This is a genomic window from Sphingobium sp. TomMM7A (assembly GCF_055397305.1).
Genome location: NZ_AP027311.1, coordinates 684,073 through 708,167, shown reverse-complemented (window position 1 = coordinate 708,167; position 24,095 = coordinate 684,073). Strand labels below are relative to the sequence as shown.

Annotated in this window: 21 protein-coding genes; 2 read left to right on the top strand and 19 right to left on the bottom strand. The window is 63.1% G+C overall.

Features of this window, described 5'->3' with window-relative positions; all coding sequences use genetic code 11:
• Window positions 1-25: 25 nt before the first annotated feature.
• The 15 genes from ACZ5ZH_RS03660 to ACZ5ZH_RS03590 all read right to left on the bottom strand — a co-directional run bounded on the left by ACZ5ZH_RS03660 (window position 26) and on the right by ACZ5ZH_RS03590 (window position 18,822).
• A complete protein-coding gene (locus ACZ5ZH_RS03660) occupies window positions 26-778 on the bottom strand; it encodes a class I SAM-dependent methyltransferase (protein ID WP_464772212.1) in 753 nt (250 codons plus the stop codon).
• Between the two features lie 63 nt (window positions 779-841).
• On the bottom strand, window positions 842-1,975 hold the full coding sequence (locus tag ACZ5ZH_RS03655) for a glycosyltransferase (protein ID WP_464772211.1): 1,134 nt from the start codon (window positions 1,973-1,975) through the stop codon (window positions 842-844).
• Window positions 1,975-3,324 carry a sugar transferase gene (locus tag ACZ5ZH_RS03650; RefSeq protein WP_464772210.1) on the bottom strand — a complete coding sequence of 450 codons (1,350 nt, stop codon included), beginning with the start codon at window positions 3,322-3,324 and terminating at the stop codon, window positions 1,975-1,977. The genes ACZ5ZH_RS03655 and ACZ5ZH_RS03650 overlap by 1 nt, the downstream gene beginning before the upstream one ends.
• Window positions 3,325-3,418: 94 nt before the next feature.
• Window positions 3,419-5,314 carry an XrtA/PEP-CTERM system amidotransferase gene (locus ACZ5ZH_RS03645; RefSeq protein WP_464772209.1) on the bottom strand — a complete coding sequence of 632 codons (1,896 nt, stop codon included), beginning with the start codon at window positions 5,312-5,314 and terminating at the stop codon, window positions 3,419-3,421.
• Between the two features lie 11 nt (window positions 5,315-5,325).
• The gene (gene xrtA / locus ACZ5ZH_RS03640; RefSeq protein WP_464772208.1) at window positions 5,326-6,861 is read right to left on the bottom strand and encodes an exosortase A; all 1,536 of its coding nucleotides are present in this window, start codon (window positions 6,859-6,861) and stop codon (window positions 5,326-5,328) included.
• Complete coding sequence (locus ACZ5ZH_RS03635) at window positions 6,858-8,099, bottom strand: TIGR03087 family PEP-CTERM/XrtA system glycosyltransferase (protein WP_464772207.1); 1,242 nt, start codon at window positions 8,097-8,099, stop codon at window positions 6,858-6,860. Before ACZ5ZH_RS03635 ends, xrtA begins: the two co-directional genes overlap by 4 nt.
• A complete protein-coding gene (locus ACZ5ZH_RS03630; protein WP_464772206.1) occupies window positions 8,096-9,166 on the bottom strand; it encodes a FemAB family XrtA/PEP-CTERM system-associated protein in 1,071 nt (356 codons plus the stop codon). Before ACZ5ZH_RS03630 ends, ACZ5ZH_RS03635 begins: the two co-directional genes overlap by 4 nt.
• Window positions 9,163-10,011: an XrtA system polysaccharide deacetylase gene (locus ACZ5ZH_RS03625; RefSeq protein WP_464772205.1), complete on the bottom strand. Its 849-nt coding sequence runs from the start codon at window positions 10,009-10,011 to the stop codon at window positions 9,163-9,165. Before ACZ5ZH_RS03625 ends, ACZ5ZH_RS03630 begins: the two co-directional genes overlap by 4 nt.
• Before the next feature lie 9 nt (window positions 10,012-10,020).
• Window positions 10,021-11,232 (bottom strand): XrtA/PEP-CTERM system-associated ATPase, encoded by a 1,212-nt coding sequence (locus ACZ5ZH_RS03620; protein WP_449472057.1) that lies wholly within the window; start codon window positions 11,230-11,232, stop codon window positions 10,021-10,023.
• 19 nt (window positions 11,233-11,251) lie between these two features.
• Window positions 11,252-12,835 carry a hypothetical protein gene (locus ACZ5ZH_RS03615; protein ID WP_464772204.1) on the bottom strand — a complete coding sequence of 528 codons (1,584 nt, stop codon included), beginning with the start codon at window positions 12,833-12,835 and terminating at the stop codon, window positions 11,252-11,254.
• Window positions 12,832-13,749, bottom strand: coding sequence for a P-loop NTPase (locus ACZ5ZH_RS03610; RefSeq protein ID WP_464772203.1), 918 nt, complete (start codon window positions 13,747-13,749; stop codon window positions 12,832-12,834). The genes ACZ5ZH_RS03615 and ACZ5ZH_RS03610 overlap by 4 nt, the downstream gene beginning before the upstream one ends.
• An 11-nt stretch (window positions 13,750-13,760) precedes the next feature.
• The gene (locus tag ACZ5ZH_RS03605; protein WP_464772202.1) at window positions 13,761-15,281 is read right to left on the bottom strand and encodes an XrtA system polysaccharide chain length determinant; all 1,521 of its coding nucleotides are present in this window, start codon (window positions 15,279-15,281) and stop codon (window positions 13,761-13,763) included.
• Window position 15,282: 1 nt separating this feature from the next.
• Complete coding sequence (locus tag ACZ5ZH_RS03600) at window positions 15,283-15,927, bottom strand: XrtA/PEP-CTERM system exopolysaccharide export protein (RefSeq protein WP_464772201.1); 645 nt, start codon at window positions 15,925-15,927, stop codon at window positions 15,283-15,285.
• 133 nt (window positions 15,928-16,060) lie between these two features.
• Window positions 16,061-17,293, bottom strand: a complete 1,233-nt coding sequence (locus ACZ5ZH_RS03595; RefSeq protein WP_464772200.1) for a pyridoxal-dependent decarboxylase, exosortase A system-associated — start codon at window positions 17,291-17,293, stop codon at window positions 16,061-16,063.
• Window positions 17,290-18,822: an acyl-CoA ligase (AMP-forming), exosortase A system-associated gene (locus ACZ5ZH_RS03590; protein ID WP_464772585.1), complete on the bottom strand. Its 1,533-nt coding sequence runs from the start codon at window positions 18,820-18,822 to the stop codon at window positions 17,290-17,292. Before ACZ5ZH_RS03590 ends, ACZ5ZH_RS03595 begins: the two co-directional genes overlap by 4 nt.
• 50 nt (window positions 18,823-18,872) lie before the next feature.
• On the opposite strand from ACZ5ZH_RS03590, the gene ACZ5ZH_RS03585 reads away from it, so the two are divergent.
• Window positions 18,873-19,880, top strand: coding sequence for a GNAT family N-acetyltransferase (locus ACZ5ZH_RS03585; protein WP_464772199.1), 1,008 nt, complete (start codon window positions 18,873-18,875; stop codon window positions 19,878-19,880).
• 29 nt (window positions 19,881-19,909) lie between these two features.
• Window positions 19,910-20,200 carry a phosphopantetheine-binding protein gene (locus ACZ5ZH_RS03580; protein WP_464772198.1) on the top strand — a complete coding sequence of 97 codons (291 nt, stop codon included), beginning with the start codon at window positions 19,910-19,912 and terminating at the stop codon, window positions 20,198-20,200.
• A gap of 197 nt (window positions 20,201-20,397) precedes the next feature.
• On the opposite strand, the gene trxB is transcribed toward ACZ5ZH_RS03580, so the two are convergent.
• From trxB to ACZ5ZH_RS03560, 4 genes are all read right to left on the bottom strand, one after another.
• Window positions 20,398-21,360: a thioredoxin-disulfide reductase gene (gene trxB / locus ACZ5ZH_RS03575; protein ID WP_464772197.1), complete on the bottom strand. Its 963-nt coding sequence runs from the start codon at window positions 21,358-21,360 to the stop codon at window positions 20,398-20,400.
• Window positions 21,361-21,489: 129 nt separating this feature from the next.
• Window positions 21,490-22,227, bottom strand: coding sequence for a proteasome-type protease (locus ACZ5ZH_RS03570; RefSeq protein ID WP_464772196.1), 738 nt, complete (start codon window positions 22,225-22,227; stop codon window positions 21,490-21,492).
• A gap of 24 nt (window positions 22,228-22,251) precedes the next feature.
• Window positions 22,252-23,124, bottom strand: coding sequence for a transglutaminase family protein (locus tag ACZ5ZH_RS03565; protein ID WP_464772195.1), 873 nt, complete (start codon window positions 23,122-23,124; stop codon window positions 22,252-22,254).
• A gap of 16 nt (window positions 23,125-23,140) precedes the next feature.
• Complete coding sequence (locus tag ACZ5ZH_RS03560; RefSeq protein ID WP_449472041.1) at window positions 23,141-24,073, bottom strand: alpha-E domain-containing protein; 933 nt, start codon at window positions 24,071-24,073, stop codon at window positions 23,141-23,143.
• Window positions 24,074-24,095 lie beyond the last annotated feature (22 nt).

Here is a 24,095-nt window from a genome sequence, read left to right as displayed (position 1 = left end):
GCGATGGTCCTGCCGACCAGCGCGCTCACCGGGCGGCGCTTCCTACTGGCTTGCGGGCGCGAAACAGACGGTCATCCAGCGCAAAGAAATGGCGCGTATCGGCATCGATCCCGCTCGCGTCGATCTCCTCCAACTGGAAACCCGCGGCGCGAATACGATCGGCGAAATCCAGACCATATTGGCGCACATGGTCCCACTGGCCAAATCGCCGTTCCCGCTCGCGGGGCGGAATGTCGAAGCTGCCATCCTCGGTAGGCTTGTCCCACAGCGGCACGATCAGCCAGGCTTCGCCGCCGGGCTTCAAAGCGCGATAGATATTGCGCAGGACGGCATGATCGTCGGGCACATGCTCCATGACATGACTGGCGTAGAACAGGTCATATTGTTCAGCCTCCTCCAACGCCATCAGGTCCACGCGGCGCATGCCGGGCACCGAATAGCGCGCCGGATCAAGATCGGCGGGCACATAATCGGCGGCGGAAGAAAAGCGACGGACAAGGCTGACTTCGTTAGGCGCCATGTGCAGGATGGACCCATGCTCCGGAACTATAAGGGCCTTTTCCGCGATCAAATGGTTCATCAGCCGTTCGCGCGGCGAGGCTCCGCAACTAGGGCACCCCCATTCCACATTCTCGCCATAGCGGAAGAAGCCGACGACCGACTGCCCACATGCGGGGCACGCCCGGTTTGCGCGCGCACCCGTCGCCTTGCGCAGAGCAAGCATGGTCCGGGTCAGGTGCTTGCCGACAGCTTTCGCCACCCGCTGGAAAGTAATCACGCCTTGGCTCCGATCAGCATTGGGGAGGGCCTATACATGATGCCCCGCCTTTGGCGAGAGGGATCAGCGTGACTTTGCGGGATTCCAGACGGTGACCGTGCGGCCCGACATGGCTTTCATGACCCCCTGAAGCGTCGCAGCATAGGCGATGAGAATGTCGGTCACCGCCGCCAAAGGCCCCGACTTCGCCCGCAAGCCCATCGTCAGCAAAAGTAACGCGAACACCATCCCACCAAGAGCCAGCAAAGGCGAGATGCGGAGTGCCAGCAACAGGGCCGCAATCCCCCCGGTCAGGATGGAGACTCCCCCAAACCACCTGATGATCTTGCGGGACGTATATTTGAAACGGTCGAGCGCCTTCATACGCCGAAGCTGAGGCCGAAGGTGCAGATGCGTGTGCCAAGCTCGCGCGGCAATTCGAACCTTTCGCCGATATTCATCGCCCCTGCCCGCAACCAGTCTTTCCCTGGCGATGACGTCCTTCGCCTTGACCAGCCGCGATCCCGCGAACACCACCGCCATCGACACCGTCAGGTCGTCAAGCACACTGTCAGGAAACACAGGATAGAGCGCGCGACGGATGGAAAAGATCGAACCGTCCGCCCCCAACACATTGCCAGTGCGAGACTCCTCGTCCTTCAGACGCTCCTCCATCCGCCAGTAGAGCGAACCCACCGACGCCGTCGCGCTTTCTCCCTCGCCCATATAATGCAGCGAACCCAGAACGCCTCCCACCTGCGGATCCGCATAGCGAGCAAGCAGATGGCCGATCGCGTCCTCGTCCAGCATCACATTGGCGTCGGTGAAGATCAGCACGTCGCCGACAGCACGCGCCGCAAGCTGCTTCATGCCATGCGCCTTACCGCTGCGCCCCGGACCCTGGATCAGCGTCACCAGATCGCTCCGCGCGGCTATCAGCGACGCGGTCTCATCGGAAGAGCCGTCATCAAAGGCCAGAATCTCAAGGCCGGGATGGCGGCGCTTCAGCATCGCCAGATTGGCCAGCTTCTCCGGCATCGCCGTCGCCTCGTTATAAGCGCAGAAGAGCAGCGAAGCCGAAGGCACCTCACCCGCGCGCGCCGCCTCCGGCTTCGTCGGCAATGCGCGCAGGATCAGCGGGTAAAAGAGGAACGGCCACAGCAACGCCACGACCGACGCAACAAGAACGAGCAAAAGGATAAGGTCCACACCGTGCATCAATAGGCCTTGTGATGCACCAGCACCCCGATGGTCGCCATGATGATACGCAGGTCGCGCCAGATCGACCATTTCGTCACATATTCAAGGTCCGACTGGAGCCGGTCGATCAAGTCCTGATGATGGTCGGTCGATCCGCGATGACCGCGAACCTGCGCAAGGCCGGTCATGCCCGGCTTGATGCAATGCCGCTCCCAATAACGCTCATCGACTTCCCAATAGAGGCTGTCGCCCGCCTTGGCCGCTGCCGCATGGGGACGCGGCCCAACGATGCTCATGTCGCCGCGCAGCACGTTGAAAAGCTGCGGCAGTTCATCGATGCTCGTCCGGCGCAAAAAGCGTCCGACCGGCGTCACCCGATCATCATCCCGCGCCGTTAGCTTGTCCGCCTTGTGGTCAGCCGCGTCGATCCGCATCGACCGGAACTTGTAGATATTGAAGGGCCGCGCATCGCGCCCGATCCGGGGCTGCTTGAAGATGACAGGTCCGGGGCTGGTCAGCTTCACCGCCAGCGCGGCGGCTATCAACACCGGCGAAATGGCGATGGTCGCGGCGGTCGCTACGATGATGTCGAAAATCCGCTTGATGATGCGGTCGCGGAACTGGAACGGGCCGCCCGCCACGATGATGGTCGGTTGCCCATCGAACTCATCGACGCGCGCTGGCGCGAAGCGCAGCAATTCGGGCACCACGATCTCACCGCGCGCGGACAGGGATTTGAGCGCCACCGACCAGTCGCTCATCCGCTCCATCGGGCAGGCGACGATCACTCGCTCGGCCATGCCGACCGCCGCCGCCAGCCGTGCCGCCATGTCGGCATCGTGGCTGGCAGGCCGCAAGTTCGCGGCGGCCGCGTCGATCACTTCCATATGCGGGCCGGTCTCTATCTCCACGCCATCCATGATGACGGCGGTAAGGTGCGGCACCTCGCCCAGCAAGCGAGCGCCAAGCCGGGCAATCGCCAGCCGTACCAGCGCGACGCTGATCGCCGAAAAGCCAAGGCCGACGACAAAGGTCAAACGCGAAAGCTGTTCGGCGATCTTGCCCAAATAGACCACCAGGAGCATCAGCAAGGCCGCCTGCGCCAGCGCCAGCAGCCCACGGAAGATGCCCCGCCGGATGTCGTCCAGCATGTGAATGCCGTAAGCCCCGCCCTGCACCGCCAGCAATATATAAAGCGGCGCGACCATGGCGAACATCACGAGGCCATGCGGCTTCCCGGGCTCGCCCAGCAGCGCGCCCAGCACAAACCAGTTCGCCAGCAAAAATGACAGGAACAACCCTGCCAGGTCTCCAAGGAGGCACAGCAGATATAGTCGCGCTCGAACTATTTCCTTCGAAACTGTCACTTGCGTCCTGCTTGTCCTTAACCCGCCCGCTCCGTTGGCACCGGCGGGACTGCCATGCAAGGCTTTGCGTGAAAGCGCCTTCTTTGCCAGCCGGTCAAAGGCCGAACAAGCGGGTCAACGACTTGTCCAGCATCAGCAGTTGCCAAAGCAAGCGGCCATGATCGGCCATACCGGACTTGTGATCGGCCGCGATGCGCCCCAGCGCCTTGGCGTCGAACCAGCCGGTTCGGGCAAGCGCCGAGCCACCCGCAATGGCGCTCGCCTCCCCCGCGAGCGGCCCGCGAAACCAGTTGCTGATCGGCGTGACAAAGCCCATTTTCTGACGATAGAGAATATCGTGGGGCAAATATGGCTCCATCGCCTTCTTCATCAGATATTTGCCGCTATTCCCCCGGATACGCTGGGCAACTGGCAAGCGGGCGGCGAACTCCACCAGCCGGTGGTCCAGCAAAGGCTCGCGCGCCTCCAAACCCACAGCCATGCTCATCCTGTCGGTCTTGGTCAGGATGTCGCCGGGCAACCAGATATGAATGTCGGCATATTGCGCCCGGTCGAGAGGATCGCGCGCGGGCGCTTCCGCCATGGCACGGATATAGCGATCCTCCGCCCGATAGGCGCCCAGCCGACTGCGCATATCCTGGCTGAACAGCCTTTGTCGCAGGGCATGAGGTGTCACGCTGACGGATGCCGCATAAGCCTCGCTCCCCTCACCCGCCAACTCGAGGAAGGTCGACTTTGCCCGCAGCGCTTGGGGCGCCCAATCGGCTTTGGGATACCAGCGGCCCAAGGCGCCGAACAGCGGCTCGCGCACCGATGCGGGGATGAGGCTGCGCACCCGCTCCCCCTGCATCTGGAAGCGATGGCGGCGATATCCGGCGAAGGCTTCGTCGGCACCATCACCCGACAAGGCGACAGTGACCTTCTCCCGCGCCAGTTCGCACACCCGATAGGTGGGCAACGCGGAGGCATCGGCGAAGGGCTCGTCAAAATGATAGGCGAGCGTATCGATCAACCCATAATCATCGGGCGATACGATCCGCATGCGGTGGTCGGTAGCAAAGCGCCGGGCGATCCGGTCGGCATAGGCGCTTTCGTCCAGGCTCGCGACATCGAAGCCGATGGTACAGGTTTTGACCGCCTGATTAGACGCCTCCGCCATCAGGGCGACGACGCTGGAACTATCCACCCCGCCGGACAGAAATGCTCCCAGCGGCACGTCGGAAACCATGCGCGACCGCACCGCCTGCCGCATCAGAGCGACCAGTTCCTCTTCCAGCGCCTCCGGCTTAGCCCTGCTGCGTTCGGCAAAGCTCACATCCCAATAGCGCTGCGGCTGAGGCACGGGCCGCCCACGCACCAGCCGCAGCGTATGACCCGCCGCCAACTTGCGCACGCCTGCTACGATGCAGGCATCGTCGGGAACATAGCCATAGGCCATGAAATCCTCCACCGCCGCCAGATCGGGCGCGCGGCGCAGCAGCGGATGGGCAAGCAGGCTCTTCAATTCCGACCCAAAGATCAAACTGCCGTCCGAAAGCTGCGCATAATAAAGCGGCTTCACCCCCAGCCGGTCGCGCACCAGCCACAGCGACTGCGCCCGCGCGTCGAACAGGGCAAAGGCGAACATGCCATGGAACCGCTCGACACAGGCCTCGCCCCACTGGCGGTAACCGTGGAGGATGACCTCCGTATCACTGTCCGTGCGAAACACATGGCCCTTGGCTTCCAGCTCCGCGCGAACTTCGGCGAAATTATAAATCTCGCCATTGAAGGTGACGGCTAGGCTCTCATCCTCGGTCAGCATGGGCTGCGCCCCGCCGCCAAGGTCGATGATGGAAAGGCGCACATGGCCCAGCCCGACGCCCGGCGCCGTCCACATGCCACTGCCATCGGGTCCGCGATGCGGCATCACGTCCAGCATAGCGCGAACCCGCGCCGGATCGACCGGCTTGGCCGTTTCAAGGTGGAAGATGCCCGCTATCCCGCACATGCGAACGGGCTTTAGCGGATGCCGAGGCTGCGGTCAGCCAAATCCTTCACATCGCCAATATCTTGCAGGAACAGCGCGATGGCGGCGTCGGCGGGCTTGCCCTGCCTCTCTTCGGCCGAGACGATAATCGCAGCGGCGCGCTGGTCGCGGCCGAGCAACCGAGCGAGCATCGTGTCGATCTTCACGCGCGGTGCGCTGCCAGTGACGGGGCCGTCTCCCACCTTGTAGAAGCTGACGGCATGACGGACCACCGGGCCGGGGGCGGTCATCTGCTCGCCCAGCCCGTACGCAGGAGCGGGCGCAGGGGATGACCATGACCAACGCTGGTCGGGATTGGCAGCGCCCTGGGCGAATCCGACCAGCTCGCGCCCCTCGTCCTGCCGATCGAAACTGGCGATGGCGAGGTCGACCACATAGCCCGTCGCATTTCGGTAGCGCCCGAGGACCAGATAATCCGCGCCATCGAATCGCGGCCTCCAGGGGTAGCGGGGCTGCGCGGAAGTCGGTGCCCAGCCCTTGACCGCCGGGAGAGTCGGCGCACCGGGCAGCGGCTTGCTCACCGCCGCGCTCACGATCAGCCAGACGGGCGCGGTAAGCACCAACAGGCTCGCTGCACCAACTGCGATGATAAGCGGCAGACGGGCACGACCGGCACTTCCAAGCTTGGCGGGATCGAACCATGAATCACCCGGCCGTCGGTCGAAAAAGGGCCACGCCGCTGCCATCACCACCGCCATGATGATAGCAAAAAAGACCCATCCATACATGACATGGTCAAAGCCGACCGCAGCCTCGATATTGGTCAGATGCGCGATCCATATGGTCCCGAATGCGCGCAAGCCGTTGGCCAGCACCGCCAATAGCAGTGCACCGGCCATGAAGAGGATGCGGCGCGGCCAGCTGGAAAAACAAACATTGCAGACCAGCGCGCCATAGGCCGTCATCGCAATCACGAACTTCGCGCCCGAGCACGCCTCCGCGACCCGAAAATAGCCGGTGGGCGTAGTTATGAAGATGCCGTCCAGATGCGCAGGAACCCCCGCAATATCGAGAAAAACCATGCACAGCCGCGCCGTGATCAATTGCAGCGGCGCGACCAGCTCCTCCCCCACCGGCACCATGAAGAAGGCGTAGAAGAGCGGGAACAGCAGCGCCCTCGCCACGGCAGGCCCAAGCAGGGTGACGACGCTACCCTGCAACATCAGGATGATCGCGGCGTGGCGAAACACCGCGACACCCGCCGCCGCTCCCAACAGCCAGGCGAATGCGCCCAGCGCCATCCAGAGCAGCCCAGGCGCCCATGCGACAGGCTCAAGCTGGCGCAAACCGGGAAGTCTCTGCTGCACCAGCCAGGCGATCAGGAACGGGATGAAGAGGCAGTGGCCAAAAGTGGACGCGTTCCACCATATCGACACCATGCCCGCCGCATCGCGATGGAACAACGTCAGGATCAGGAACGCCAGAACGCCAAGCGCAGCGAGATGCCCGCGCCAGCCTTCCACACCAACGCTGCGCGCTCGAGACAAAGGCAGCGTTTTTTCAGTCATGCGGCTCGGCTGCCTAGATCGCTGCCTAGATCGGGGACAGGACCGAACAGCATTTCCGACAAGCCCTTGAGCGTTTCCGACCAGCGATAGCGTTGCTCCACCCGCGAGCGGGCAGCCTCGCCCAGACGCCGTGCTCGCTCAGGATCGGCCAGCAGTGCGCATATCGCCTCGACCTCTTCGACAGGATCAGCCGCGATGAGGAAATGCGCACCATCCTGCGCATCGATGCCTTCGGCCGCTTGCGGCGACGCGACTATGGGCCGCGCCATGGCCATCGCCTCCAGCACCTTATTCTGTATGCCTCGAGCGATCCGAAGCGGCGCAACCACAATATCCGCCGCCGCCAGCCAGCCGCGAACATCAGGCACCGCGCCCGTCACGATAACGCCGGGCAACTGCGACAGCACACTAACCTGCGGCGAAGGATTGCGCCCGACGATGGCAAAACATGCCTCGGGATGTCTGGCTCGCAAGGCTGGCAAGCTATCGCGCGCAAAGCTTTCCACCGCCTCGACATTAGGCCGATAGTCCATCTGCCCGGTGAATACGACGAGCGGACCCGCCGGTCGCGCAACCCCATCAAATTCGGCCGCCGGATCGAAATAATCCAGCGCCACGCCATTATCCATGCCGATGACCCGCGCGGCGTTCAGGCCCGCAGCCTCCCGGAACAGCGCGGCCTCGGCCTCACTAACGAAAGCGCTGACGTCGGCGCGCTCGGCGGTGGCACGCTCAAAATCGAGCAGAACCCGCCCTTCGCGCCGGTTGATCCACCCCATAGGACCGCCGCCTGCCGCCCCATAGCTCGCATATTTGGCCGAATCAAAATCGACGAAATCCATCACGAAGCGAACGCCATCGGGAAGATCTGGCACGAAATGCGCCATTTGCACCGAATAGCCCATCACGGCCGCGATCGGCCGTTCCGCCAAAGTCTTCCGCACCCATTGATGCATGCGCGGATCTTCGAAGAGGGACACCAGCATCGGCTGCCGCTTCGCCAGCCCAGCGAGACCCGCCACCACATGCGAACGGTTGCGCTTCAGCACACACTGGCTCGCCGTCATCTCCGCCATGGCCGATGCGAAGCTCAGATCGCGATCATCATCCGCAAAGCAGCCGACATGCACGGGCGCTATCTCCGCCAGCCGCTTCAATATGTGATAGGAACGAATCTTGTCGCCCCGATCGGGTGGAAAGGGGATGCGGTGGCAGAGGAAAGCTATCTCGCCCGTCATCCCAGCCCCCGCGAAATCAGCGGCCCGATCAGGTTGGCGATCGGCAGCGGCAGCTTCTTCCACATCTCCACACGCCGCTGATATTGCGCGCTGTTGGGATTGATGTCGCGCCGCTCACCCGTCGCCGACCAGCTATGATAGGCGAGTGGCACCGGATCGAAGCCAAAGCTCTTCTTCCACGCGGCCTGCCCGCTCCCCGTCTTGGACCGCCCGAAATCGAACAACCGCATGCCGCGCGTCCGCCCATGGCCCATCAGCCGGTAATACATGAGTTCGTTGGAACGCAGCCGCCGCGCATCGGCGACACCCCCGCCCCAAAAAGGCATGGCCCGCCCCTGATGGTAGAGCGTCAGCACCCCCGAAACCGGCCGGTCGCCCTCATAGACAATCAATATGTCGGCATCCTCGCCGAACGCCGCCAGCACTTCGCGAAACAGGCGCCTCGGAAAAACCGGCGTCCCCAGATTGCGCACGCTCTGCGCATAAACATCATAATGCGCGCGCAGGAACCGCTCGTCCCGCCCAACCTCCACCCTTAGCGCGGGATTGGCGAGCGCCTTCCGCAGTTCGGCCCGGTGCTTGCGCGGGACCGCGAGCAACTCCGCCTCATCATCCGCCGCAATCGGCCGGACAAAGCCAAGATGGCTGTCCTGATGAAGCGTCCAGCCCTCACCCGGCAGCTCGCCACCTCTCAGTTCGACAGAAGACACGCCGATATCCCCAGCAACCCGCTGCGCTGCACCGGCAAGAGCCGCGATAACGGCATGGTCATTAGCCAGTATCCCGCCATCGACGGCAAAGCCGGACGAAACCAAGGCCTGACCAAATAATCGGCTCTTCATGTGGGTAAGCGGCAAAATGCCTGCAATCTGCCCCGACGAAGCGACAGCAGCCAGCATATGCGCGCGATTGCCAGTGCCACGCTCAATCGCTTTGATCCAGGCAGGCCGATGGAAAGGCGTTCCGTCCACGCTGCTCTTCACAAAAGCATCTGCCGCAGCCACCTGCGCCGGATCATCCAGGTCGAGCGTGACCACGCCGACACCTGCTCCGCAATCGGGCCTCATGCCGCCAACTCCGCCTCACGAGCGACCAGCGCATCCACGCGCGTCCAGGAAAAATCAGCGGTCAGCCGCCGCAGCTTGTCCGCCATGACGGACAGGTTGCTGTAATGGCGCAGGCGCGATCGCAGCGGCGCTCCCGCCACCCGTGGCTGATCCGGATCAATCTCCCAGGGATGGAAATAGATGATGGCGGGCTGTTTCTCCCGCCCATTCACTTGCCGTATAGCCCAGCGGGAAAAGCCATAGGGCAGCAAGCGGAAAAACCCTCCGCCCCCAGCCGCCAACCTCCGCCCGCCAAACTCGGCCGTCGTCACCGGCAACTCCAGCAAATCACTCCCCGCCACCGGCCGCCAGGCAAAGCGCGGCGATTCAGGCCAGCCATAATGATCATGCCGGATCGGCGCGACGCTGCTGGAATAGCGATAGCCCTCCTCCGCCAATATGGCATGAGCCCAAGGCGTCCGATGATCGATGGAAAAACTCGGGGCGCGATAGCCAATGACGCGCTGCCCGCTGGAATCCTCCAGCAAGGCACGCGCCCGCCGCAAATCCGTGCGAAACGCCTCCGGGCTCAGCGTGAATACGCGCGCATGGTCATAGCCATGGCTCGCCACCTCATGCCCTGCCTCGGCTATCCGCCGCATGAGCGCAGGATAACGCTCCGCAACCCACCCAAGCGTGAAGAATGTCGCGCTGACCCCCGCCTCGGCAAACAGGGCCAGCACCGCATCCGTATTGCGCTCCACCCGATGCGTCAGTCCATCCCAAGAGGATCGGCTGATCGTGCGCTCAAAGGCGCCGACATGAAACCAATCCTCCACATCGACCGATAGGGCATTCAGCACCATGATGAAGCGTCAGGCAGCAGCGCTGTGCGGCGCGTCGCCCATCCGCTGTTCACGCTCCACCCAGTCCACCAGCAATGTCAGCACGCGGCGCAGCGCCGTATCCTGCTCGCCCACGCGAAACTCCAGCGAGGAAAGCCGCTCCTCGATCAGGGTGAAACAGTCCTTCAGCGCCTCGGGATCCACTGCCTGGATGGCGACCTGTTCGATCCGCAGCGAGTCGACCTCCGCGCGCAGCGTGGCAATCTCGTCCATCAGCGCGGGCGATGGCTCGGGCTGACGTGACCGCAGCGCATTAAGTTCAGCGCGCAACGTCTCGCGCGCAGGTTCCGCCTGCGCCGCAACCGGAGCCGCAGCAGGCGCTTCCTCCGCGCGATCCAACACGGATGACGGCATCGGCTGCACGGCAACATCGCTGTCCGCGCCCATATCCTCGATCACCGCTTGCACAGCAGCCGCATCGATTTCCGACAACTGATCCAGCGCGCCCAGCAGCAGCACACGGCTGGCAAGCACATTGACCCGGCGCGGCACGCCCCCGGTCGCGGCATAGATGGCGGCGAAGGCATCCGGTGTGAATTGCGGATCGCCATTCCAACCGACGATCGACAGGCGATGCAGGATATAGGGTTCGATCTCTTCGGGCTGCATCGGATCGAGATGATGGGTCGCGATCACGCGCTGCCGCAACTGCTCTAGTTGCGCCGACTTCAGCAGGTCGCGAAATTCCGGCTGGCCCAGCAGGAATATCTGCAACAGCGACTGCCCGCCCAACTGGAAGTTGGAAAGCATGCGCAACTCTTCGATCGCCGAAACAGACAGGTTCTGCGCCTCATCCACGATCAGCAGCGACCGCCGCCCCGCCCGCGCCTGGCCATGCAGAAACGCCTCGATCTGCCGCAAAATCTGGGCCTTGGGCATGTCGTCGGTCGGCAGGCCAAAGCTCTGCGCGGTCAGCCGCAGCATGTCGTCGCCACCAACCTGCGTCGATACGATCTTTACGGCGGTCAGCCGTGCCGGATCGATCGTCGCCATCAAGTGCCCGACCAGCGTCGTCTTGCCCGCGCCGATGTCACCGGTGATAACGATGAAGCCCTCGCCCTGCGCCAGCCCATAGCCCAGATAGGACAACGCCTTCCTGTGGGTTGCACTTTCGAAGTAGAAATGCGGATCGGGGGTCAGCTGGAACGGGCGGCCCTCAAATCCGTAGAACTGGTCGTACATCTCTCGTCTCCGGACGCGATTAGAAGCTGTACCGCAGGCCGACTTGGCCCATGGCGTTGATGACGGCATCCAGATCGTCCGCCTTGGCACTGTCGAGCCCAAGCGAAGCGGATGCCTGAAGATTGCGGTTGATAAGGCGGTTGTAGCTGGTGAACGCGCCCAGATTCAGCACGTCGAGGCGCGCGCCGCTTGCATCGAAATAATTGGCGTAGACGGCGCTATCCAAACTGGACCGACTGTCGATCACATAGCTAAGCGACACCGTGCCATACCAATTCTGGTCCCGAGTGCCCCGCACGAACACCGTCTGGCCCGAAGGCGTCACGAATTTGCGCTGCGAATAGCCAAGGCCGACCCCAAGGCCCCATGGACCCCGCTGCGCCGCATATTGGGCGGCAACGCCCCGGTAGCGGAAGTTCGCATCCGTAACCCCGGTCAACGCGTCGTTGAAGCACTGCCCCCCGCCGCTTTGCGAGAAGGCGCAACCGGTGAAATCGCCCGTGAATGGGTTGCGCACGACATTCAGGCTGCTGCCCGAAACCGCCGCGACGTTGGACGTAATGATCCGCCCGAAGCTATCGATACCGTCGAACACCACCAGCGCGAAGGACTGGCCGCGACCCTGCCACACGAAGCTTCCCGTGTAAGTCATGCCGCCATAACGTTCGCCGACCCGCGCCTCCAGCGAGGTGCGGCGGTTGGGACGCCAGAGCACGCCAACGTCCCAGATGATGTCATCGAAATCATAGATCAGCGCACGCGGCGAACTGTCGTCGGTGACATAGCGGCCATTGCGGATGACCGGCACGCCGCTCCCGTCAAGCTCAGGCGAACGCTGGCTGATCTTGATCCGTTCATAGCCTACACCGCCGGCAAGGGCGACAGTCGGCGACACCGGCAGCGTCGCATCCACGCGGCCCCACGCATCCTCGAACCGCTGATCAAGCTCGCTCGCATCTTCCCGGTCATAGCCAGCGCTCGCCACGATGCCGAGCGGCAGCCAGACACCCGGCGCCACGCCGACCGAACCGGCCAGGCTATGCGAAACGGAATCGGCGAATGAGCCGACATTAGGCGCTCCGGCAAAATCAGCATTCACATCCTCATCCACCCGCGCATAGCCGAGCCGATAAGAGGCAGTGACGTCGATGTCGCCGAAGGATGAGGCATAGGACGGACCCACATAACCCGCATAAACCTGGCTCGTCTGGCTATCGTTCAGCGTCGCCGCGCCCGACAGCCCGTCGGTGCGTATGCGCGTCGCAAGCGCCCCGGCGTTGAGCGTCAGCCCATGCGACACCAGATACTGGCCCGACACGATACCGCTGATCACATCCTGATCGCTGGCCTCACGCCCCCAGCCGAAGCTGTGATTATATTGAACGTCAGCGACCGCCTCGACACGGCGCGTCTGCAACTGCGCCGTCAGCCCCGCCGTCACATTGGTATAGGTCAGGACATCGCCACCACCTTTCAGCGGCACGAGCACAGTCTGATCGACGCCCAGATAGGGCGTAACTTCGACCTTTCGCTCCTGCGCCATGGCAGGCGAAGCGGCGAGCGCCAACGCGCCCAGCAACCCCAGGGAAGTACGCAGCATCATGCGTCGTCGCTCCCCTTGCCATAATAGCTGCCAAAGCGGCGGCCGCTGGCCGAGAAGGTGACGCCGTTCAGCAACAACTGCACTTGCCCAGCCGCCTTCAGCATCCCCGCCGCGTCACGCAGTGCGCTTTCGCTGGTCTGGTCGGCACGCACCACCAGCAACGCGATGGCGGCATGGCTCGCCAGCACGGCACCCGCCGACGCCGCAAGCAGAGGTGGCGAATCGAACAGGATGACCCGGTCCGGCCGCCCCTCGGTCAGGCGGCGCAACAGCGTCTCGGTCCGCGCCGAAGCCAGATATTCCGTGTCATTGTTACTGCGCTGCCCCGCAGGCAGGACCGCAAAGGACGGAATGTCCGTACGGATCACACAATCCTCGATAGCTATCGACGGATCGGCGATGGCGTCCATCAGCCCCGGCCCGCTTGTCAGCCCCAGCGCCTCGGGAATGCCCGGCTTGCCGAAGTCAGCATCGACCAGCAATATCTCCCGATCCTTCTCCGCCGCGAGGCTAAGCGCCAGGTTGATCGCGCAAAAGCTCTTGCCCTCCCCGCTATGGGCCGAGCAGACAAGCACGCTATTGCCACGCGGATCATCGCCAAGCTGCGCGAGCAAATCGCGCTTCAGCAGCCGAAACTCCTCGCTGATCGCAGTCGCCGGACTATCGGGCGACAGCCAGCCATTCTCGGCCAGAGCAATCCGATCGATACTCTGCACCGGCCCATGCCAGTCAGGCGCGCGATATCCCGCCTCCCCCGCCACCGGCCGAGCAATCTCCACCACCGGAGGCAACGCCTCGCCAGCAGGCACCTCGACCGCAGGAGCGGCACGCCCCTGCAAGGCCGCGCTGAAATCATAGATTTCCGTCGCCCGCTCAATCAGCGAACCTTTGGAAAGGGAGCTATGCTTGTTCATCTTGCCGCTCCTCAGGCCATGCCACGCTGGATGAATTCGACGAGGATCAGCAGCACGCACAGCGCCGCCAGCCCCCCGCTCGCACCGGCGAACCATTTCAACCGCTGCTTCTCGACCGCCCTCTGCGCGGCGCTAACCGTCTGCGTAATGGAACCGATGACCGGCAATCCAACCGCCCGCTCCAGCCGTGCCGCCGTCGGGAAGCTGCCCTTGAGCTGCCCCATGGCAAAGGCGCTACCCACGCCCGCGCCGATCCCGACGATCAGCACGCCCAGCAGCAACAACGGCCGATTGGGCGCGGACGGCGCGGTGGGCGCACTCGGCGGATTGATCACGCGGAACTGGACGGAGCCCGTCTCGGTCTTCACATCACCGCGCAGGCGCACATCCTCGCGATCAGCGAGCAGCTTGTCATATTGCGTCTTCAGCACCTCATAGTCGCGGTCGAGCTTCTCCTGCTCGGCGGCGAGGCCCGGCTCGTCAGTCTGGCGCGATGACATGGCGTTCAAGTCAGCCTGAAGCTGCGCCTTGCGCGTCTGTAGCGCCTGAACTGTGGCCGCCCGTTCCGCCTGCATCGACTTGATCGACAGGTAAGCCGGATTGGGCGAACCGCCCGCCCCGCCACCACCGCCGCCGCCCTGACGGCGCAGCGCATCGACCTGCCGCTGGGCTGCAATCACATCGGGATGGTCAGCAGTCCAGCCGCGCGCGCGCATTCCGGCAAGGTCCGCCTGCGCCTGCGCCAGTGCGGAAGGACCACCCGACGCGCCAACACCCGGCAACACCTGCGGTGTTCCGGCGAGCTGGCCGTTCATGGCGCTAAGCGAGCTCGACGCCTGCACCAGCTGCGATTCGATATTGTTAATCTCCATCCGCGCCGCGTCCATGCGCTGGCCGATGGAACCCGCGCCCGGCAGCATACCGGCATAGCGCTGCTCGAACTCGACACGACGTTGCTCTGCGGCGGCCAATTGACGTCCGCGCTGCGCGATCTGCTGATCAAGGAAGGCAAGGCTCTGCTTCGTCTCGACGCGATCAGAGGACAGGTTCGTTTCCTGGAAAATCTCGATCAGCTTCTGCACCGCCTGCTGCGCGATTCGCGCATTGGCGCCGTCCGAAAGGCTGGAGTCCGCCGACTTGGCGCTGATGTCGATCATGCTGGGATCAGCCTGCGCCATCACGGTGATGCCTTCACGCAGCGCCGTGATCCTGGCCGCCATGTCGCGCGGGCCGCTGATCGTCTGGTTAAGGTCGGTTTCCTTGACCACCCGCTCCAGATTGGCGGTGCTGGCCAGCGTCTGGCGCACGCGGTCCAAATCCTGTTGCGATTGGACCTGCGTAATGCCGACCTTGTCCTGCAACAGCGACTGCGTGTTCACATAAACGCGCGCCTTGCTCTCATAGCTGTTGGGCACCAGGGCCACGCCCAGCCACCCCAGCATGCACACGCCCCACGCTACGGCCAGCGCCAGCCAGCGCCGGGTCCATATGCCGTGAAGGGCAATCAGCAGTTCGTCGTAAAGACCCGCCATATCAGAACATGCTTTCCGGAATGATGATGACGTCGCCGGGCGCCAGCATGACATTCGCCTTGCTGTCGCCGCGCTTCAGCAGGTCGCCGATACGGACGTTGAATTCTTGCTGCTTGCCCTGTTCCTTGTTGAAGCGAACGAGCCGCGCCCGATTGCCCGCCGCATATTCGCTAAGCCCCCCGACGGAGATCATGGCATCAAGCAGCGTCATGTTCGCACGATAAGGAATGGAGGCAGGCTTTTCGGTCGCGCCGACAATCCGCACCTGCTGGCTGAAAGTGCCCGAGAAGTTGTTGACGATCACCGACACCAGCGGATTTTCAATATATTTGGTGAGCGCGACCTTCATGTCGTCAGCCAGTTGCTTGGGCGTCTTGCCCACGGCTGGCATGTCGGCGATCAGCGGCGTGGTAATCCGCCCGTCCGGCCGCACCTGAACCTTCGCACCCAATTCCGGGTTGCGCCATACGAATACGGTCAGGTCATCGAGCGGCCCGATCACATATTCCTCGCCCGGCCCTTCCTGCTGCGCCACAAAGGACGCAGAGGGCAACTGGGGGCCACCGCCTCCCGAAGCGCAGCCCGACAGCGCCAAAGCAGGCAACGATGCGCCGATCAGAGCCCGGGAAACCGACAGGAAACGCATATCTTCACCTCATCATGCGGCCGCACGCCAGCACGGCCGCCAGACAGGTGAAGCGGCCGCAAAGCGATGGGCTTTGGGCCTCTTCTTGCCGCTAAAGGGTAAAGATACGGTTAGGCGTCAAACTATTGGTATATCAGCCAAGTAATAGTTCGAGCGCGGGCGGGTGCCCCAAAAAGGCGGCGGGACTAGCCGAAGCGCCATAGGCCCCCGCCGCGAAGATCGCGATCAGGTCCCCTTCCACCACCGGCGGCAAAGCAACCTTGTCGCCCAGCTTGTCGATCGGCGTGCAAAGACACCCCACGACCGTGACGGCCTCCTCCGCAGGCGGCGCGCCATAACGGTTCGCCACCGCCATCGGATAGTTACGCCGCACCACCGTGCCGAAATTCCCGCTCGCCGCCAATTGATGATGCAAGCCGCCATCGACAACCACGAACGTCTCGCCCTGGCTCTGCTTCACATCGACCACACGGGTCAGGTAGACGCCAGCCTCCCCCACCAGCCAGCGGCCAAGCTCCATCGCAAACTCGCTCTCCGCCAATATGTCAGGACGCGCATGGAGCGTCTGGCCCAGCGCTTCCCCGATCGGCGCAATTTCCAACCGCTGATCGCCAGGAAAATAGGGAATACCAAATCCCCCACCCAGATTGACGAGCGGCGGTGTGGCTCCCACGGCGTCAGAAAGCCGCGCCGCCAATCCCACTGTTGCCGCCTGCGTGTCGATCAGCGCCTCCGCATCCAGCGCCTGCGATCCGGCAAAGATATGCCAGCCGCGCCAATCGGCTCCCGCATCGATCAACGATCGGGCAAGCCCCGCCGCCCGATCCGCATCGACGCCAAAGGGTTTGGCCCCGCCGCCCATGCGCATGCCCGACCCTTTCAGGTCAAAATCCGGATTGACCCGCACCGCCAGCCGGGGCGTCCGCCCCCGCTTCTGGGCAATGGCAAGCGCACGCCGCGCTTCACCCTCCGACTCAAGGTTCAGCGTCACGCCAGCGTCGATCGCGGCGGCAAGTTCATCGTCGCGCTTGCCCGGCCCAGCAAAGCTCACATGCGCGGCGTCCATCCCGGCTTCCAGCGCTCGCGCCATTTCCCCGCCCGAAGCCACGTCAAAGCCGTCAACCAACCGCGCCATACGTTCCAGCAGCGCCGGATAAGGGTTCGCCTTCACCGCATAATGGATCGACAGCTGCGGCGGCATGGCCTCCCGCAAATCGCGCATCTGCCGCTCGACGACGCCCATGTCATAAACGAACAGCGGCGTATCCCCCGCTTCGTCCACCAGACTGGCCGCACCGCAGCCGCCGATCAGCAGCATGCCTTCCTCGCCCTCGAAAAAGGGCGGAACAGGTCCCATCGGCTTCATCTGTCATATTCCTTGGCCAGTGCCACTCGGTCGATCTTGCCATTAGGCGTCCGGGGAAAATCCGCCAGCCTGATGATCGTCCGGGGCTGCATGAAGTTCGGCAATTCGGTCTTCAATCTCGCCTCGACCATCGCCTCGGCATCAACGTCGCCAGACCGGATAAGCAGCAGCACTGCCTGCCCCAATCGTTCATCCTTGATACCCAGCGCGACGGCCTCCGCCACCCCAGGCACCGCTACCGCCGCTTCTTCAATCTCGGTCGGACTGATGCGATTGCCCGAGGATTTGATCATCGCGTCATCGCGCCCAACGAAATAGAGCAGCCCCTGCCCATCCCGCCTGACGCTATCCCCTGACCAGACCGCCATGCCGCCATAGCGAGAGGACGGCGGCGCAGGCTTGAACCGCTCTGCCGTACGTACCTCATCCCGCCAATAGCCTTGCGCTACAAGCGGCCCGCAATGAACCAGCTCACCCGCTTCATCATCGTCCGTCAGGCTGCCGTCGGGCTGCACAACCAATATCTCCGCATGCGGTATCGCCGACCCCATCGAGTCTGGATAGCTGTCCACCAAGGCTGGCGGCAGATAGGTCGACCGAAAAGCCTCGGTCAGCCCATACATGGGATAAAGGTCAGCCTTGGAAAAAAGGCCGCGCAATTTCGCCACCAACGGCCGGGTGAGCGCGCCACCACTATTGGTCAGGCGCTTCAGCTTCCCCGCCACTTCCGGCTTCCACTCAAGCTCGGTCAACTGCACCCAAAGCGGCGGCACCCCGGCCAATGTCGTGATGTCACGCTTGTCCACCGACTTCATGACGTCACGCGCCGTCAGATAGTCGAGCGGATAGACGCACCCGCCCGCATACCAAGTCGAAAACAACTGATTCTGCCCATAATCGAAACTGAAGGGCAGCACGCACAAGGTCCTGTCCTCGGCATTGAGGCCCAGATAACGAGCCACACTCGCCGCGCCGAGCCATAGATTGGCGTGGCTTAACATCACCCCCTTGGGCCGTCCAGTCGACCCACTGGTATAAAGGATCGCCGCCAGATCATACGGCCCGGCTTCGGAGGGCGGCATTCCATCCCCACCGCTCATGGCCGCCGCAGCATCCTCCTCCCGCAACAAACGGCAGTCGCCCGGCACATCATCGGACTTCAAAGTATCGAGCCGCGCCGGAGTACCGACCAGCAACCGCGCGCCGCTGTCGGCAAGGATATGCGCAACCTGCGCATGCTTCAGCAGCGGATTGACCGGCACATGCACCAAGCCCGCGCGCGGGGCCGCCAATGGCATCAGCGCGGCAACCGGCCCCTTGGCAATCCAACTTGCAACCCGCGCACCTTTTTCCAGCCCGAACCCCGCCAGCCACCCCGCCAGCCGACCCAGCGTCGTTTCAAGCTCGGCATAATCCTGCGATCCCGACCGGCCATCCAGCGCCGGACGCGCCGACTCACCCCGCAACAGCAGGTGGTCGATCGGGCGAACTTCCTCGCCATCAATCAGGGCGGTTCGGCTTAACTCCATTTCCAGACTTTTCACCTAAGGCATGGGGACAGTGCCGGGGAGATAATGATTTGCTGGTCACAAGGGAATACAGCACGATCGCAGATGCCCGGCAGGCGCTGGGCGGACGGATGGATCGCGCCGCGACGGCTTCCTTGTTCGACCGCATCGACTGGTTCGAATCGCTACACGAACATTGCTTCAACAACCAGAAAGTCCGCGTCCTTCAAGCGATCGAGGGACAGGTCGAGGCATGGCTATTCCTGCTGTCGCCCTCTCCCGAACGGCAGAGCGCGCTTGCCAACTGGTACAGCTTCGCCTGGTCGCCGATATATCTCGGAGATCCTGACGAACCGATGCGCCGCCGTCTGGCAGAGATACTCGCCGCCGAACTGTTCAGGACCGGCCGTCACATCGACTTCTACCCGGTAGGCGATACGGCGGAAATGCTCCTCGATGCCTTTCGGCGCAGCGGATGGTTCGGCGTCCGCCGACCCATGGGTGGACGCCATATGCTCGCCCTGCACGGCCGTGACTTCGCCGCTTATTGGGCGGATCGGCCAAGCCGCCTGCGCAATCAGGTCCAGCGCAAGGCCCGATCCAGCCGTTTCACCATCGAGATTCGCGATCAGGTCGATGACGCGCTGTGGCACGACTATGTGACGGTACATGCGAGCAGTTGGAAGCAGCCCGAGCCCGGCCTCTCCTTCCTGCGCGCCCTGGCCGAACGTGAGGGTGCCGCCGGAACCCTACGGCTCGGCTTTGCGCGCCTCAACGGCCAGCCAGTGGCGACCCAGCTTTGGACCATCGAAAATGACGTCGCCCTCATCCACAAGCTGGCGCATGATCGCGCCTTCGACGGCGCTTCTCCGGGCACATTGCTCAGCCACGCGATGTTCGCCCACGCCATAGATACCGACATGGTCAGCGTGATCGACTATGGCACCGGCGACAATCCCTACAAGGCGGAATGGATGGAACAGCGCCAGACGCTCTACCGTCTCGACTTCTTCAATCCGCGATTTGCCTCGACATGGATTCCCGCCGCGCGAACCGCGATTTCCGCCCTTGTGGGCTGAAGGCGGAACGATTAGGTAAGCCCCCCATCATGCGGGCGAAAACCTCTATGCCGGTCGACCGGACAAGCGACATGTCAAACGCGATGCGCGATCTGCTTCGCGATGTGCTGGCCCTGTCGCAGGAACGCGTCGATGCCTTCGACGCCGACACGCCCCTGTTCGGCGCTCTGCCTGAACTGGACTCCATGGCCGTCGCCACGCTGCTGACGGAGATGGAGGACCGCCTCGACATCCTGATCGAGGATGACGACATCGACGGCGAAACCTTCGAAACCTTCGGCACACTGGTCGCCTTTGCGCGGACGAAGATAGAGGCCTGAGCGCTTCCCCAGTCTATCAGACACCTAATCCCCGTTCGGGCTGAGCCTGTCGAAGCCCTTCACTTCACTTAAAAGAAAGAAAAGCCGTTGGCTTCGCCGGCCTTCGGCTCGACAAGCTCAGGGCGAACGGAGGGTAGCGAAGCTCCCCCTCACCCAGCAAAGCAAGGCACGCAACGCGCACCCCGCTCCACGCTTTCTCACTCAGCCGCCATCGCCTCAAAATCCGCTTCGGCCAGAAACTTCTCCACGTCCAGCGCCGCCATGCAGCCCATGCCCGCCGCCGTCACCGCCTGCCGATAAATCTTGTCGCTGACATCACCCGCCGCGAACACGCCAGGAATGGAGGTCCGCGTCGTACCCGGCTCCACGATCAAATAGCCCTCATCCATCGGCAGCTTGTCCACGAACAGCTCGGTCGCGGGCTGATGCCCGATCGCGACGAACGCCCCGTCCGTCTCGATATGCGAAGCCTTGCCCGTCACCGTATCGACCAGATCGACCCCGACCAACCCTTCTGGATTGCCGCCACCCACAAACCGCTCGATCTTCTGGTTCCACAGCACCTTGATGTTCGGATGCGCGAACAGCCGCTGCTGCAAGATCTTCTCCGCCCGCAGCGAATCGCGGCGATGGATCAGTGTCACGTCATGGCTATGGTTGGTGAGGTACAGCGCTTCCTCGACAGCGGTGTTACCCCCGCCGATCACCACCACCTTCTTCCCGCGATAGAAAAAGCCATCGCAAGTCGCGCAGGCGCTGACGCCCTTGCCCTGCAACAGCTGCTCGCCCTCGGTGCCGAGCCACTTCGCCTGCGCGCCCGTCGCGATCACCAGAGAGTCGGCAAAATAGCGCGTCCCGCTATCGCCCGTCAGGCGAAAGGGCCGCTCCGACAAATCAATATCGACGATCTGATCATACATCATCTGCGCGCCGACATGCTCGGCCTGCGCCTGCATCTGCTCCATCAACCACGGCCCCTGGATCACGTCGCGAAAGCCAGGATAATTCTCGACGTCGGTTGTGATGGTCAGCTGTCCACCCGGCTGCATGCCCTGCACCACGATCGGCGCCAGCCCCGCGCGCGCCCCATAAATGGCGGCCGAAAGCCCGGCCGGCCCCGAACCGAGGATCAGCATGCGAGTGGAATGGGTAGCGGTCATCAAATTCCCCAGCTCTTTGGATTCGTTTGTCGGGATGAAATAGGCAGCAGCGCCGGGCGCGCAAGCCTGACTATCGCATGGAATTGCTTGGGCGCGGGCAAGCTCCGCCTCCCCCTGCCACTCCAACCGTCAGTCAATGACGTTGGGCAGGTCCTCAAATCCCTTGCGCAACGCCGCCGACCAACTGAGCGAAAGCAGCTGAAATTCCTCGTTATCGGCCTCGATACGGGTGCGGACACGGAAATCGAACTGGCCGCGCTCGATCACGGTCAGGTCCAGCGGCATGCCGACCGACAGGTTCGATCGCAACGTCGAATCCATCGACACCAGCACCGCCTTTGTCGCGTCCTCCAGACTCGTCTCGCGCTTGATGATCCGGTCCAGGATCGGCTTGCCATATTTATGCTCGCCAATCTGGAAGAAGGGCGTGTCCTCCGTCGCCTCGATGAAGTTGCCCGCCGAATAGATAAGGTAAAGGCGCGGCTTCCCCCCGCGCCGTTCCCCCGCGAGCAGGATCGACGCGTCCGCACCCGATCCCTGCATTTCGATGGTGCTGCGATAATGTTGCTGCATCTCGCACATCGCATCGCCCACCAGTTGCGCCGCGCGGTGCATGGTCGCGCAGTTCAGGATGCTTTCAACGTCCGGATCGACCTGCGAATCCTTGATCGCGCGGCCCAGCATCGTCTTGACGCCCTGCGTGATGGACAGGTTGCCCGAACACATAAGCACCAGCGCCCGCTCGCCCGGCACGCTGTAGGTAAAGCTTTTCCGAAAGCGCGCGATATTGTCCATGCCCGCATTGGTGCGAGTGTCCGACAGCATGACCAGTCCCTGGTCCACGCGCACCGCCACACAATAGGTCATCGCCCATCGGGCTCCTATATCCGTTCAATCCTGCGGGATGGCAGGCTGAAGGCTTTGTTGTTGCTGCCGTTGCAGCTGCCTTTCTTCCACCCCTTCCTCCGCCTGCGCGATCCGAACGTCCGCGTCAATCCAGATATCGCCCACTGCCGTCACGGACCCCCGGATGGGCGCCGCCGCATTGGCGTCCAGGCCCGACGCCAGCCGCAGATAACGTTCCGTAACACAGACCCGGTTCGACGGATCAAACCCGACCCAGCCCAGATCCGGTACACACGCCTCAACCCAGGCGTGGGTTTCATGCAGGGCAACGCCACCCTCCGCCAGCAGATATCCCGTCACATATCGCGCCGGAATGCCCAGAGCGCGCGCCCCCGCGATGAATATCTGCGCATGGTCCTGACAAACCCCCGCCCCCAGCGCAAAAGCTTCCGCCGCCGTGGTATCCGAAGACGTCACGCCCCCCCGATAGGCCACAGCGTCGCTAACCGCCGCCGACAAGGCATGCAGCCGCACCAGCGTACCCTCACCATCCGGCAGGGAAAGCGCCATGTCCCGAATGGCATCGGAAGTTTGAGTCAGCTGCGTTTCCCGCAGGAAATAGACCGAAGGCACCCGGCCCTCACCATGGCCCAGAACGCCGCTCGTCTCGCCCGTCTCCGCCAACCCTTCGGCAACGATCACCGCATTGTCCAGCCGGTCATGCCGTATCCAGACAGCCTCCATCTCGCCAAAGCTGTTGCGGCGGAACCATTCGACCGGCTCGCCATTCACGCTGACCTGCCATTCGAGTATCTTCTGCGACGCCGTATCGATCGGCATCAGCTTCAACCGCATCGCCACCCGGCCTGCCGTCGCGGCATAACGATAAGTCGTCTGATGGCGGACCAGCAGTTTCAAGGCGTGCGACGCTCCCTCATCCGAAATGATAAGTCTGGGCGATCTCCGCGCCCAATTGGTTGGTCATCTTCAATCCGCCCAGCACGGTTTCATGCAGACCGACGCGGAAAATCTCGCCACTGTCGAGCTGTTCCAGATCGTTTACCATCTGCCGCACCGTCTCATGACACGTGCCCCGCCCATTATGCCAGCCCGCCAGCCGATTGAGCCGATAGGCAAGCTGTTCATAGCAATAGGCCACACTGCGCGGGAAAAGCCGGTTCAGCATCAGGAAATCGGTGATCTGCCAGGGCGTATAAGTGCCGCCATAGACATGGTGATAGGCCCGCGCTCCAGACAGAGCGTAGAGCACCGACGTCCACTGATAATGATCGCGATTGCCCCCGATCACCTCGGTTTCTGGCAGCAGCACATAATATTTGACGTCCAGCAGCCGCAACGTCATCTGCGCCCGCTCTAGCGCCGACCCGGCACGCAGGAAGTCATGCCCTTCATTGCGCAACTGCCCGGAATGTGCCGCGCCCCGGAACGTCATGACCCGCGTCTTCACCCAATCGATCAGCGCCGGAAGCTGCTGCCGCGCTTCACCCACATCATAGCTGTCCAGCTTGCGCCACCCTTCGTTCAGCGCCTCCCACATGTCCTGGGTCAGCATGGTGCGCGCCGACTTGGCATTGGCGCGCGCCTTCAGCAGGCAGGACCGGATGGAACTGGAATTATCAAGGTCCAGCATCAGATAGGATATGGCGTCCCTCTCGGCCACCTGTATGCCTTCAGGAAATAGGCCATCGACCCCAGCTGCCCGCACGACCGACCGCCACTCATCGCGATGATGCGCCCCCGGCAGGATCGCCATGCGCTGTCCCATGGTAAGCAAACGAGCCGTAGCCTCCGCCCGCTCCATATAACGCGCCATCCAGTAAAGATTCTCGGCAGTCCGGCTCAGCATGGGCGCACCCACCTCCTCCCCG